The sequence below is a fragment of the uncultured Flavobacterium sp. genome (genome assembly GCF_963975515.1).
Classification (GTDB): Bacteria; Bacteroidota; Bacteroidia; order Flavobacteriales; family Flavobacteriaceae; genus Flavobacterium.
Genome location: NZ_CAXBGY010000018.1, coordinates 23,844 through 37,503, shown reverse-complemented (window position 1 = coordinate 37,503; position 13,660 = coordinate 23,844). Strand labels below are relative to the sequence as shown.

14 protein-coding genes are annotated in these 13,660 nt (G+C 29.0%); 8 read left to right on the top strand and 6 right to left on the bottom strand.

What is annotated here, in order from left to right:
• The first annotated feature begins 22 nt into the window (after positions 1–22).
• From rpsI to AAC008_RS14565, 7 genes are all read left to right on the top strand, one after another.
• On the top strand, positions 23–409 hold the full coding sequence (gene rpsI, locus AAC008_RS14595; protein WP_339890220.1) for a 30S ribosomal protein S9: 387 nt from the start codon (positions 23–25) through the stop codon (positions 407–409).
• Positions 410–589: 180 nt separating this feature from the next.
• On the top strand, positions 590–1,429 hold the full coding sequence (gene rpsB, locus AAC008_RS14590) for a 30S ribosomal protein S2 (protein WP_339890218.1): 840 nt from the start codon (positions 590–592) through the stop codon (positions 1,427–1,429).
• Positions 1,430–1,556: 127 nt separating this feature from the next.
• The gene (gene tsf / locus AAC008_RS14585) at positions 1,557–2,381 is read left to right on the top strand and encodes a translation elongation factor Ts (protein WP_339890216.1); all 825 of its coding nucleotides are present in this window, start codon (positions 1,557–1,559) and stop codon (positions 2,379–2,381) included.
• An 86-nt stretch (positions 2,382–2,467) separates the two neighbouring features.
• Positions 2,468–3,040 (top strand): hypothetical protein, encoded by a 573-nt coding sequence (locus tag AAC008_RS14580; RefSeq protein WP_339890215.1) that lies wholly within the window; start codon positions 2,468–2,470, stop codon positions 3,038–3,040.
• A 69-nt stretch (positions 3,041–3,109) separates the two neighbouring features.
• On the top strand, positions 3,110–3,685 hold the full coding sequence (locus AAC008_RS14575) for a hypothetical protein (RefSeq protein WP_339890213.1): 576 nt from the start codon (positions 3,110–3,112) through the stop codon (positions 3,683–3,685).
• A 124-nt stretch (positions 3,686–3,809) separates the two neighbouring features.
• Complete coding sequence (locus AAC008_RS14570; RefSeq protein WP_339890212.1) at positions 3,810–7,586, top strand: TraB/GumN family protein; 3,777 nt, start codon at positions 3,810–3,812, stop codon at positions 7,584–7,586.
• Positions 7,587–7,594: 8 nt separating this feature from the next.
• On the top strand, positions 7,595–8,155 hold the full coding sequence (locus tag AAC008_RS14565) for a DNA-3-methyladenine glycosylase I (protein WP_339890210.1): 561 nt from the start codon (positions 7,595–7,597) through the stop codon (positions 8,153–8,155).
• A 522-nt stretch (positions 8,156–8,677) separates the two neighbouring features.
• On the opposite strand, the gene AAC008_RS14560 is transcribed toward AAC008_RS14565, so the two are convergent.
• The 4 genes from AAC008_RS14560 to AAC008_RS14545 form a co-directional block, all read right to left on the bottom strand.
• Positions 8,678–9,103: a hypothetical protein gene (locus AAC008_RS14560; RefSeq protein ID WP_339890208.1), complete on the bottom strand. Its 426-nt coding sequence runs from the start codon at positions 9,101–9,103 to the stop codon at positions 8,678–8,680.
• Between the two features lie 118 nt (positions 9,104–9,221).
• On the bottom strand, positions 9,222–9,869 hold the full coding sequence (aat, locus tag AAC008_RS14555) for a leucyl/phenylalanyl-tRNA--protein transferase (RefSeq protein ID WP_339890206.1): 648 nt from the start codon (positions 9,867–9,869) through the stop codon (positions 9,222–9,224).
• A gap of 108 nt (positions 9,870–9,977) precedes the next feature.
• Entirely contained in the window at positions 9,978–10,352 is a 375-nt protein-coding gene (locus AAC008_RS14550) for a DUF3127 domain-containing protein (RefSeq protein WP_339890205.1), read from the bottom strand.
• Positions 10,353–10,365: 13 nt separating this feature from the next.
• The gene (locus AAC008_RS14545; RefSeq protein WP_339890204.1) at positions 10,366–11,241 is read right to left on the bottom strand and encodes a flavin reductase family protein; all 876 of its coding nucleotides are present in this window, start codon (positions 11,239–11,241) and stop codon (positions 10,366–10,368) included.
• A 99-nt stretch (positions 11,242–11,340) separates the two neighbouring features.
• On the opposite strand from AAC008_RS14545, the gene AAC008_RS14540 reads away from it, so the two are divergent.
• A complete protein-coding gene (locus AAC008_RS14540) occupies positions 11,341–12,495 on the top strand; it encodes a HAMP domain-containing sensor histidine kinase (RefSeq protein ID WP_339890203.1) in 1,155 nt (384 codons plus the stop codon).
• Here AAC008_RS14540 and AAC008_RS14535 read toward each other — a convergent pair.
• Both AAC008_RS14535 and AAC008_RS14530 read right to left on the bottom strand, forming a co-directional pair.
• Positions 12,485–12,697 (bottom strand): hypothetical protein, encoded by a 213-nt coding sequence (locus AAC008_RS14535; RefSeq protein WP_339890201.1) that lies wholly within the window; start codon positions 12,695–12,697, stop codon positions 12,485–12,487. The two genes, AAC008_RS14540 and AAC008_RS14535, sit on opposite strands and share 11 nt — an antisense overlap.
• 57 nt (positions 12,698–12,754) lie before the next feature.
• Complete coding sequence (locus AAC008_RS14530; RefSeq protein WP_339890199.1) at positions 12,755–13,633, bottom strand: transglutaminase domain-containing protein; 879 nt, start codon at positions 13,631–13,633, stop codon at positions 12,755–12,757.
• Positions 13,634–13,660 lie beyond the last annotated feature (27 nt).

Below are 13,660 nucleotides of genomic sequence, written 5' to 3'. Positions count from 1 at the left end.
TTAACCTAAACGATCTTAAGTAATGGGAGTTATTCACAAAATCGGTAGAAGAAAATGTGCTGTGGCACGTGTTTACGTTTCAGAAGGAACAGGTAAAATTACCGTAAACAAAAAAGAATTTGCAACTTACTTCCCAACAGCTACTTTACAATATAAAGTTATGCAACCAATGTCTTTGACAGAAAATGCTACAAACTTTGACGTAAAAGTAAACGTTCATGGTGGTGGTTCAACAGGTCAAGCAGAAGCTGTAAGAATGGCTATTGCAAGAGCTATGTGTGAGGTAGAAGCTGAAAACAGAGCTATCTTAAAACCAGAAGGATTACTTACAAGAGATCCAAGAATGGTAGAACGTAAAAAATTCGGTCAGAAAAAAGCAAGAAAAAAATTCCAATTCTCGAAACGTTAATATTTCGAATTGGTTTGAATTGTTTTTCAGACTTATTTTTACAAACAAAATTGAATTTAAAACACAGTTGTCGATATTCCTTCAATAAAAAAAGGGAATTAGTTTAGCATCTAAATTTTCAAGACTAACGCAAGTGACTACTTGATAATTGCTATAACACGGAACGTAAACTATTACACAATGGCAAACAAAATTGACGTTAAAGAATTATTAGAAGCAGGTGTACACTTTGGACACATGACTCGTAAGTGGGATCCAAACATGGCTCCTTACATTTATATGGAGCGTAATGGTATACATATCATTAACCTATATAAAACAGCTGCAAAAATTGAAGAAGCTAACGAAGCTTTGAAAAAAATTGCAGCATCAGGTAGAAAAGTACTTTTCGTTGCTACCAAAAAACAAGCAAAAGATATCGTAGCTGAAAAAGCTGCTGCTGCTAACATGCCTTACATCACTGAAAGATGGCCTGGTGGAATGCTAACTAACTTTATCACTATTAGAAAAGCTGTTAAAAAAATGGCTATGATTGATAGAATGAAGAAAGATGGTACTTTCATGACCTTATCTAAAAAAGAAAGATTACAAGTTGATCGTCTTAGAGCAAAATTAGAAAAAAACTTAGGTTCTATTTCTGATATGACAAGACTACCAGCTGCTCTTTTTATAGTTGATATTAAAGCTGAGCATATCGCAATTAAAGAAGCTCACAAATTAAACATTCCAGTTTTTGCAATGGTTGATACAAATTCTGATCCTCGTGATGTAGATTTTGTTATTCCATCAAATGATGATGCTTCGAAATCAATCGATAAAATTTTATCTTTAGTTACTGGTGCAATTATTGAAGGTTTATCTGAAAGAACTTCTGACGGTGAAGACCAAGAAGAAGGGAAAGAAGTAAAAAAAGCTCCAAAAGCCAAAAAAGTTGAAAAAGTTGAAGCTGCTACTGAAGTAGCTACTGAAACTGAAGTAGTTGCTGAGGCTAAAGCTGAAGAAACTTCAACAGAAGAATAATATAAAAATTCAGAATTTAAAAAATCCAAATTCCAATAAAGAATCAATTAATTGATAATTTAATAAAGTTGGAATTTGGATTTTTTTATTTTAAGATTTTAAATTTACAATTAAAAAACAAAATATTATGGCAACAATTACTGCTGCAGACGTAAATAAATTAAGAACAATCACTGGTGCAGGTATGATGGACTGCAAAAAAGCATTAGTTGAATCAGAAGGAGATTTTGATTTAGCAATCGAAAACCTTAGAAAAAAAGGACAAAAAGTTGCTGCAAATCGTTCTGACAGAGAATCAACTGAAGGTGCTGCTATTGCTGTTGTTAATGCAGACAACACTGCTGGTGTAGTTATCACATTAAACTGTGAAACTGACTTCGTAGGAAAAAACGAAAGTTTCGTAAAATTAGCTACAGAATTAGCTAATCAAGCCTTAAAATTCAACACAAGAGAAGAATTATTAGCTTCAGATTTCAACGGAATGACTGTTGCTGATAAATTAATTGAGCAAACAGGTGTAATTGGAGAAAAAATCGAAATCGCTTCTTTCGAAAGATTAGAAGGCGCTTTTATTGGTTCTTACATTCACGCTGGAAACAAAATTGCTACTTTAACTGCATTATCTGCTAAAGTTGATGGTGCTGAAGAAGCTGCAAGAAACGTATCTATGCAAGCTGCTGCAATGAACCCAATCGCATTAAATGAGGATGGTGTTGATGCTGTTGTTATTGAAAAAGAAATCGAAATCGCTAAAGATCAATTACGTGCTGAAGGAAAACCAGAAGCAATGTTAGATAATATCGCAAAAGGAAAATTAAACCGTTTCTTTAAAGATAATACTTTAGTAAACCAAGATTTTATTAAAGACGGTTCTATGAGTGTTGCTGCTTATGTAAAATCTGTTAATGCAGATTTAACTGTAACAGGATTCAAAAGAGTTGCTTTAGGATAATACATTTTCTGAACTTGTTTCAGAATCTCACAATTTTAAAAACCTTAATTCTATAACGAATTAAGGTTTTTTTATATATTTAGGTTATGAATAAAATTTTAAAAAGCGTCTGTCTTCTATTAATTACATTTTTTTATAGCTGTAGTACTCAAATAGTACCACTAAAAACTTTCGATTATACTAACGGATCATATCTAAAAGATTTAGAAAATGTTTTACCTTTTTGGGTAGGAACATGGAAAGGAACAGTCAACAATAAAGAATATACATTTCAATTTGTAAAATTTTCCCAACATTTAACAACTTTTTCTAATGGCAATTATTATTATGAAGATGTATTGAAAGCTAAATTTAAAGTTGTGAATTTAGGTTCAAACACAATACTTTATGATAATTTGAATGCAAATACATATGAAGAATATGAAATTTATTTTTTAGACAACATACTAACAGAATACTTTTTTTATTTTACTGATAATGAAACAAATTGTTATAATAGTGCTAAATTTACTTTATTAAAAAATAACACAAATTTAAATCAAATAGAATTTAAAGATTTTAGCTATGGTGATAATATTAATTTTGATTGTCCGTATGTAAATCAAATTGATATCCCGATATATTTACCAAAAGTAAATTTAACCTTAACAAGGCAATAAAACTAATACCACAATTTAAAAAACCCTTAATTCTATAACGAATTAAGGTTTTTTTATTATATTTAGGTTATGAATAAAATATTAAAAACACTTTGTCTTTTAACTCTAACAATTCATTTAAGTTGTGGTGCTCAAATAGTAGTGCCACTTAAAACAATTGACGAACCAAACGGTGCTTATAAGAAAGATCTAGACGATATTTTCACTTTTTGGGAAGGAACATGGAAAGGAAACATTAACAATAAAGAGTATATTTTTGAATTTGTAAAATTCACGAAACATTTAATAACCTTATCAAATGGAGAACATTATTACAGAGATATGCTTCAATGTAAATTTAAAGTTTTTGATTTAAATTCAACAACAATATTATACGATGATTTAAGTGTAACAGCTTATGAAGATTATAAAGTTTTTAATACAGGAAATATATTTTCAGAATACTTTTTTTATTTTACTGATAATGAAACAAATTGTTATAATAGTGCTAAATTTACTTTATTAAAAAATAACACAAATTTAAATCAAATAGAATTTAAAGATTTTAGCTATGGTGATAATATTAATTTTGATTGTCCGTATGTAAATCAAATTGATATCCCGATATATTTACCAAAAGTAAATTTAACCTTAACAAGGCAATAAAACTAATACCACAATTTAAAAAACCCTTAATTCTTTAACGAATTAAGGTTTTTTTATTTTAAACAATGTTTTAAAAATTCCATATATTTGAAAAATACTATCATATACATTTATCATATCTTTTATGTCTAAAAAAATCATTCTGATTGCACTTCTGTTTGTTTGTTTTACACAAGCACAAGAAAAAAAATATCAAAGCCTTTTATGGGAAATTAGCGGTAATGGACTTCAAAAAAACTCTTATGTCTACGGTTCTATGCACGTAAGTGAAAAAGTTTCGTACCATTTATCAGATGCTTTTTTTAAACATTTAATGGAAGCTGATTTTATTGCCAACGAAAGTGACCCTACAACTTGGTCTGATTTATACAACATTTTTAGTGGTATGTATGGAAACAATTATGGAAATGGTGCTTTCTACAGTAATTTCTACATCACAAAACCCAAAAAAGAAGATTTATACCCATTATTTAGAGGTACAAATTATAATTTAATAGGATTACTTTCAAGAACAAACGAGATGAATAAAGATTATCAAGAAGATACTTATCTTGATATGTTTATTTACAGAACTGGAAGAAAATATGGTAAAAAAACGCTTGGTTTAGAAGATGTAAAATCTTCAACTATCAATATTATGAAAGCTGAAGCTAAAGTAAAACCAAAAGATGTTGAAGAAAATCGCCAAAAACTTAAAAAGCTTTTAAAAAATAAAAACTACAACGAAGCCATGATGGATTACTATCGTGAAAAGGATTTAGACATGCTAGATTCATTAACGATTTTATCTTCTTCTGAAACCTATCTAAAAGCTATGCTATACGATAGAAACACAGACATGGTTAAGAGCATGGATTCTATTATGAAAACAGGTAGTTTATTTTCTGCAATTGGTGCAGCACATTTACCAGGGAAAAATGGAGTTATTGAAGCACTAAGAACAAAAGGTTACACTGTAAAACCAGTTTTTGGAGAATACACAGACGAAGGAAGAAAAACCAAAAAACAAATTGAAGAATATTTTATCAAACCAGAGTTTGAAACAAAAACTTCAACCGACGGAATGATTTCATTACCGCTTTACAAATTGGTTTTAGAAAATGCAGAGAATCTTGAATCTCCAGATTTAGCAAATGGAGGCTATATAAACGTAAAAAGAAGTCTTTTAAAGGATTTTATATCAAAAGACAACACAACATTCAACCATAAGTCTTTAGATAGTTTATTCTATGAAAATATTCCAGGAGACATTTTAGATAAAAAATTCTACAATGAAAAAAACTATATGGTTTATGACATAAAAAGTAAAACCAAAACAAACAATGCACAACGTTACAGATATTACATTACACCATTAGAAATAATTGCGGTGATTATGGGCGGTGAAGGTGATTATGTTCGTCAATACGAATCGTATGTTTTTGACAATATCGTTATAAAGTCAAATGAAAATAGTACTGAGAAATTTGTTCCTAAAAAAGGTGGTTTTGAAGTTGAAGTTCCTTCCTATTACATCACGCAAGGAAACAAAAATTTTGACAAACAATATGCTGATATTAAGTTATTAGCCTATGATGAATTAGAAAAAGCAAATTATTTTATACAAGAACAAACGCTTGGTGATAATGAAAATTTAGAAGATACAGAATTTGAATTAAAAAGAATTCAGTACGAATTTTATAATCAACACGATTTAGATTCAACAAATACTTCATTCAATAAAGAAAAAATGAGTTTTGTTTCACAATCTAAAATTGGTGAAAAAGATATTTATTTAAAATCGGTTATCAATGGAAGTAAATATTATCTTTTAGGAACTGTTGGTGCTTCAAAAAGTAAAACTGATGCGTTTTTCAATTCATTTAACGTAAAAAATCTAAAGGCAGAAGTTGAAACTAAAGTTTATGTAGATAAAACTGCAATGTTCTCAGTTGAAATTCCAAAAAAACAAAACGAATATCTTGACTTTAGATTTGATAGAGATTATGATAGCTATCAAAAAAAGGAAAATATATTTAAAATAAAATCGAAAGCTTTTTCATTCATGTCACCAACAGGTAAAGATGTTGAATTATCTTTCTATCAATACCACAAATATGACAGTGAGAAAAATTTAGATTCTGTGTGGAATGAATTTAGAAAACACATCAAATCGGATTTTTCTAGTAGTAATTATGGTGATTTAGATAATATCGCAGTAGAAGCCGTTGAAAGTGTAGTTGAAATGGCTTCTGGAGACATAATTCCTGCAGATTTAGTAAAAGAAAGTTCTGATAAAAAGAAAAAATTAAGTTACAACATTTCACGTTGGGATGAAGAACTTGGCTTCAATAAAAAAGACAAGAACAAAATTGAATTAGTAAATGAAAAACTGACTTCAAGCGAAGACAAAACAGTTCACGAAATGAATATTATGGCCGTCAAACCTAATTCAAATCAAGCCATTAAATACAAAGCTGTTTTCAAAGACGGCATGTCTTATTTAATGAAAACGTTAGTAGAAAAAGACTATAAAAATGATGATGCTTTTGTAGAAAAAACGTTTAATTCATTCAAACCTTTTGACACGATTTTGAGTCCGTCTGTATTTGAAAATAAATTCAAGTATTTTGTAGCAGATGCTTATAGCGAAAATGATACTATTAGATATTCAGCTTTAAAATCAGTTTACTTTTTAGATATTTCAAAAGAAGATTTACCTCAAGTAAAAGAATTTTTAGATGGTTTTGAATTCAAACAAGATGAAAACGAAGCATTAGTTACACTTTATGAAAAAATTGGTCGAATTAAAGATCCAGCGATTATTCCGTATTTAGAAAACATTTATAAGAAAGAAGATGTAACTACTTCAATTCAATTTGCGATCTTAAATGCATTAACTAATCAAAAAAGCAAAGATGCTTACAAAACCATTGCGAAATTACTTGAATATGATTTACCTCTTTCAGACAATGAATATGAAGTAACGAGTTTATTTAACAGTTTTGAATATGATATTGAACACAGTGAAGTGTTATTTCCAGATGTATTTCAGTTTTATAGTGTAAACGAATATCACACACCAATAATTGATTTTAGCAATAAATTGATTGAATCTAATTTAGGTAATCCAAAGAAATTGAAATCATACAAGAAAATGTTATTGACAAATGCCAAATTAGAATATAAGAGAGTTCTGAGTTGGAAACAAAAACAAAACATTAAAGAAGATAATGGTTACGGATATTATGACGATGGAGGTTATGCTCCAACCGAAGAATTGACAAGTTATTTAAATATTCTTTATCCCTTTAAAAAAGAAAAAGCTGTAGCTGAATTTTACACAAAAGTTAACAAACTAGATGTTGACAATGTTACGATAGGTTTAGCCAAAATTCAATTGGATAAAAACAACCAAGTTGATAAAAAAACCATTGAAAAACTACTTAACAAACCAAAGACGAAATTTGTGGCGCTTCAAATGTTACATCATACTAAAGAAATAGATGAGTTAAACAAATATAGCGAAGACACAATTGCACTTGCAGCTATGACTTATTATAATGATTTGAAAAAAGACAAAGATGATGTTACATTTTTAGAAAAAAGAATCATTAAACAAGACAAAAAAGAAATTCATTTTTTCTTCTATAAAATTGTAGATATTGACGAAGATTCATACAATAAAAATGCTGAGAAAATTGCTGGAATTGCCTTTGTAATGGAAGACGAAAAAATAAACCCACAAGCTTTTAAAAAATTACGTTCCAAAACTTTTATTGAAGAAAAAGAAATTGAGCCTTATATTAGAGCTGTGATTGATGAAAGCATTAATACAAATCATCCACGTGCTACTTATCAAAAATTAAGTGATGTAAGCAATATGTATGGAGGTTATGAAGATGAATATTACGAAGATTAAACTATAAAATGGAAAACAAAAACCGTTGTGCTTGGTGCGAAAAAGACGATTTATACAGAGATTATCATGATAATGAATGGGGAAAACCTGTTTATGACGATGATAACTTATTTGAATTTCTGATTTTAGAAACGTTTCAAGCGGGTTTAAGTTGGTATACAATTTTAGCTAAAAGAGAAAATTTTAGGAAAGCTTTTGATAATTTCGATTATAAAAAAATAGCACAATACGATGATTCTAAGATTGAAGAATTGCTTCAAAATGCTGGAATTATCAGAAATAAATTAAAAGTCAGAGCAACCATTTCAAATGCAATAGCTTTTATGGAAGTTCAAAAAGAGTTTGGAAGATTCTCAAAATACATTTGGGCTTTTGTAGACGGAAAACCAATTGATAACAAACCCAAAACGACACAAGAAGTTCCAGCAACTACTCCACTTTCTGATGCTATAAGCAAAGATTTAAAAAAACGTGGTTTTAAGTTTGTTGGCTCAACAGTTATGTACGCTCACATGCAAGCCACCGGAATGGTTAATGATCATGTGGAAGATTGTTTTGTTAGGGAATAATAATTTATTTAGATGAAAAGATTTCAGACAACAATACATTTTTTTATATTAATAGTTTTATCATTTTCACTATTTTTTTTAATTACAAATTTGAAACAATCTAATAATCAATTTGGATGCGGAACAGATGATTTGAAGCCTTTTTGTGGAACAATTTCATTAAATAAAAGCAAGCTAAAGGGAAAAATATTTTTAATGAAAATTGTGCTACTTGTCATAATGTAATTAAAAATAGTATTGGTCCAAATTTAATAAAAACTGATTCGTTGATTTTTAATAACTGGCTTAATAAAAGTTCGTTCAAACTTGAGAATTCTAAAGAAAATTCAGAATTTGGAATTAAATATCACCAAGAAAACTGGGGAATTAAACTAAATCAAGAAGATATAAAAAGCCTTATTGATTATTGTAAATATTTTAACAAAGATTAACTTTAAACAATTCTTAATAAACAATTGCTAAAAGTCTCAAAAAAATCTAATTGCTTAAAAAAGGGAACATTAATCTGTTCCCTTTTTTACTTTATTTCCTTTTCTTATATTTGATTTTCTTTCCTTTTTTATAAGGTTTGCACTTATATTTAACTTTGTGTTCGTGATAATGATTATATGGTTTTGAACCTCTATAATCAATTACGACACGTCGTCCATGTCTCACATCATAATCTCTATAATAAGTTGGCAAATTTCTAGATCTAACCCAATTATTATTCGAAAAATAAATATAAACAGAGGAATTTACCTCAAAATAAGTTTCAATCTCTGGGTAATAGTAATATGAAGGAGCAGGTGCTTCTACATAACGAACGGTTTCTCTGGGAGTTGTATTAATATTTATACCAACTGAAATATTTTGTGCTTGAGTCTGTAAAGAAAATATAAACAAGCAACTTGCCATTACTATTTTGGCTAAGTTTTGATTTCCGATTTTTAAAGCTTTTGTTTCCATGATATTTACATTTTTTAATGTTATTATCTAGTAGCAAAAACAACTTTTGTGCCAAAAAATAATTTGCCCATTAAAACATCGATAAATCAATTCAAAAATTTAATAAGAAAAGCTTATTCTATCTACCTAAATCACTATTCAAAATAAGCATAAAGCTATCGCGAGAAATCTCAAAAGCACCTAGTTTTTCTAAATGATCATTATGCACTTGACAATCTAATAAACGATAGTTGTTTACTTTTAGATGTTCAATCAATTTTACAAAAGCAACTTTTGAAGCATTTGGAACTTTTGAAAACATACTTTCACCACAAAAAACAGTTCCTAAATCTACACCATACAAACCACCAACTAGCTCATCATCTAGCCAAACCTCAACAGATTGTGCAAAACCCTGTTTATGCAATTTACAATAAGCATCAATCATGTCTTGTGTAATCCATGTTCCGTTTTGCCCAACTCTTTTTATTTGTTGACAATTGGTGATTACTTCTTTAAAATTCTGATTAAAAGTAATTTTAAAAATATCACGATTAATAATATTTCGCAAACTCTTCTTGATTTTGTAATCTTGCGGATTTACAACCATTCGTTCAGAAGGTGACCACCAAAGAATAGGCTCATCAGCTTCAAACCAGGGAAAAACACCACTTCTATAGGCTAAAAGCAATCTTTCGGTAGACAAATCTCCACCAACAGCTAAAATACCTTCATAAGAGGCTTCTTCAACGGGTGGAAAATAAAGTTTTTGGGTTACGTAATACATTTGAAATAATCAATGTCAAGTTCAAAATTCAATTACAATAAAAAGTCAGAAATTCAAGATAACACTCAAACTTCTGACTTCTAAATTCTGACTTCTAAATTCTATATTTTAGAATGGTAAATCGTCGTGCTCTTCTTCATTAAAGTTTGAAGCTGGTTCAAAAGCATCAGCTGCAGGCATTGGAGGAACATTTCCTTGTGGTGCTTCTGGTTGCATTTTTTCAATTCTCCAACCTTGAATGCTGTTGAAATATTTTGTTTCTCCTTGTGGATTAACCCATTCTCTACCTCTTAAATTGATAGAAACTTTTACTTGTTCTCCAGGAGCATAACTGCTTAATAAATCAGTTTTATCTTGTGTAAACTCAATCATTATATGTTGAGGATATTGTTCGTCTGTTGTAACAACTAACTCTCTTTTTTTGAACGTTGCACTAATTTGTTGTTCTGGGTTGATAACCTTTACTTTTCCTAAAATTTCCATACTAATTACATTTTTATTGTTGGGCTAAAAGCACTTTCCAAGCACTCAAAGCGTCGTTATTATCTAAATATTCTTTTGCCATTTGGTGTTTCTTACCTTCATCATCCGAACTCAAAACTCCTTTAACTGCAAAATTCTGTTTTACAAAGATAGCAATTTCTTCTTCATTTGGAATAGCTTCTATGTTTCCTAATTTACCTAAATCATTTCCGTCAAAATAAGTACTTTCTTTTATGAATTCTGGAACATTATCAACTCCTATTCCTAAAGTACTTATAGGTTTTTCTACTTCAAACAAACCATCAATTGCTCTACTGTACCAATTGCCACCTAATCTTGAAACTAAATCAATTTTCTTTTGGTCAATTAGACCATTTTCATCTAAAATAGTTTCACTTACGTGAATTTTCACCACTTCACAAATGATTAAATTTCCTGCACCACCTTCTGTTCCTAGAGCAATTATATCATTTACTTTACATTCAAACTGAACTGGACTTTCGGCAACTCTAAATGGTTTTACCACATCAGATTGTAACATCGTAAAGCCTGATTTATCAAACTCATTTACACCATCAGCATATTCTGTGCTTGACAATGACATTTGTTGAACCATTGAATAATCTACAATGTTAATCACAACTTCTCTCGTTGCCTCACAATTTATCAAAGTATGCTTAATTGTATTATTTCTAACTCTTCTCGCTGGAGAAAAAACCAAAATTGGTGGATTAGAACTAAATACATTAAAAAAACTAAACGGAGATAAATTTGGATTTCCATTTTCATCAACTGTACTTGCAAAAGCTATAGGTCTTGGAGCAATAGCACTTTGTAAATAACCTTGTAATTTAGCTGGAAAAACTTCTTTTGGATTAATACTTATCATAAATTAACTTTGGTACAAATATAATTTTTTAAGATTAAAATCGTTTAAATAAGGTCTTAAATCTTTACTATAATTTTAGTACATTTAACAAAAAATTGCATGCAGTTTACCGAAAGAAGCAACTCAACACGCTGGTTTATTATTATTTCTTCCTTTTTAATTGTTCTATTAATTTTATGGAACACTTATACCTTTTTTCAAATCTTTAAAAATGAAGAAAGAAATAAAATGGAATTATGGGCTTTAGCACAAAAAAAAATCAACTCTGATGATTTAAATGTAGATTTAGAGTTGCCTTTTGAAATTATTCAGAATCCAAGAATTCCTATAATTGTTACAATTAATGATTCCATAAGTTTAACCGCAAATATAGATGACAAGATAATTAATGATCCTTTAGAATTGAAAGATTATATCGAATCTATTAAACTTCAAAACAAACCTATTATAACCAAAATTTCTGAAACTAAAACCCAATACTTATATTATGGTAATTCAACTTTAATAAATCAACTTAAATATTATCCAATTGCTCTTTTATTAATCATCATTCTTTTTGGTGCTGTTGTGTACAATTTTTATAGAGCTACAAAAATGTCTACTCAGAACAAATTATGGGCAGGAATGGCAAAAGAAACAGCTCATCAAATAGGAACACCTTTGTCTTCCTTGATAGGTTGGCTCGAAATTTTAAAATTAGACAATGTTGAACCTTCAACCATTGAAGAAATTGAGAAAGACATCAATAGGTTACAAACAATTACTGATAGATTTTCAAAAGTTGGCTCTGAACCTGTATTGGAAAACAAAGATATTATTGAAGAAACAAAAACTTCTTTTGATTATTTAAGAGATAGAAGTTCAAAACAAATTAATTTTAAATTTATCGCTCCAGATAAACCAGTAAATATTGCTATAAATCCAGCTTTACATAGTTGGACGATTGAAAATTTAGTCAAAAATGCTATTGATGCAATGAAAGGAAAAGGGAACCTTACTTTAGCAATAGAAGAAAAAGAAGATTATATTAGAATAAAAATTACCGACTCAGGAAAAGGAATTCCGAAATCAGATTTTTCTAAAGTTTTTGAACCTGGTTTTACTACCAAAAGACGTGGTTGGGGTTTAGGTTTATCTTTAACTAAAAGAATTGTTCAAGAATATCATAAAGGAAAAATCAAAGTAGCTCAATCTGAAATTGGCAAAGGAACTACTATGCAAATTAGTTATAAAAAGGCAAATACTAGTTCTTAATTAAGAACATTTTTTTACGCTCTCTTTCACTTTTAGTCAAATAATCTTCTACAAAATCTTTGTGCTTTTTGGCTTCTTCGGTTATATCAATTATGCTTCTTTTAAATTTATTTAAATCGTATAAATTATCTTGACCTATAAAACCTAATTTATATATTTTATCGCTACAATCTTCAAAAATACTTAATGGTTTTACAATCATTTCTAAAATTTCCCGATCTTCTTTTACTGGTTTAAATTGTGCGTTTCTGTAGTAAATTCATTCATTTAGTAAATTTATTCCGTTGTTGTATTTATTTGAAATAGCATTAAGCTCTTTTACATTTTTGTTTAAAGAAAAAGTTTCGAGTTGCTTTTTTAAGATTTCAAATCGTTCTTTGGCTAACTTATTTTTGTAACCCGTTTGAATCATTCTTGTTTTTAAATCGCTTAGTTGTTCATTTTCGGTCTGCGTTAAATAGGCTTTTATGGTTTCTTTATAATCAAATGATTTTTGATTCTTATCTTGAACTAATTTATTAGCCACAAAATCTTGTTCAGTTATAGGATAATTTAAAAATTGCCACATATAATCAAAGGGCATATGTGTTTGCAACATTTCGAGCGGTTTTGTTTTGTAATATTTTGAATTTAATCTTTGTACAAATTTCTTGTTTTGAACAAATCCAGCATCCCATGTTGGGTCAAAAGCATACCAATTTTGATCGTTCATTTGAATAGCTGTCCAAGCATGTGATTGATCTGCAATAGCATTGTTTTGTTTGGTATATCCCGAAATCACTTGGCAATTATATCCTAAATTTGATATAATATCCTTAAAAAATTTTGCGTAATGAATACAAACTCCTTTTTTAGAAGCTATAGTTTTTGAAACCATTTCGTCATCAGAAATCAGTAAATTCACTGTAAATTCATGAGAAATATCATAAGCAACATTTGAAATTACATAATAATATGCTGCTTTAATTTGTAAATCTTGAGAAGTAAATTTTTCTTTAATAAAAGCCGCGATTTGTGATGTAGCTTTTTTTTGACTTACAGGAATAGAATGCATTGTTTTTTCTACATCTGAATAGAAGCTCTTTACTTGAGTAAAAGCAGCTGTTTGAAAAAATAAAAGATAAATTAAGTATTTCATAATGTAGCTAAAACGGAAAAACAGATT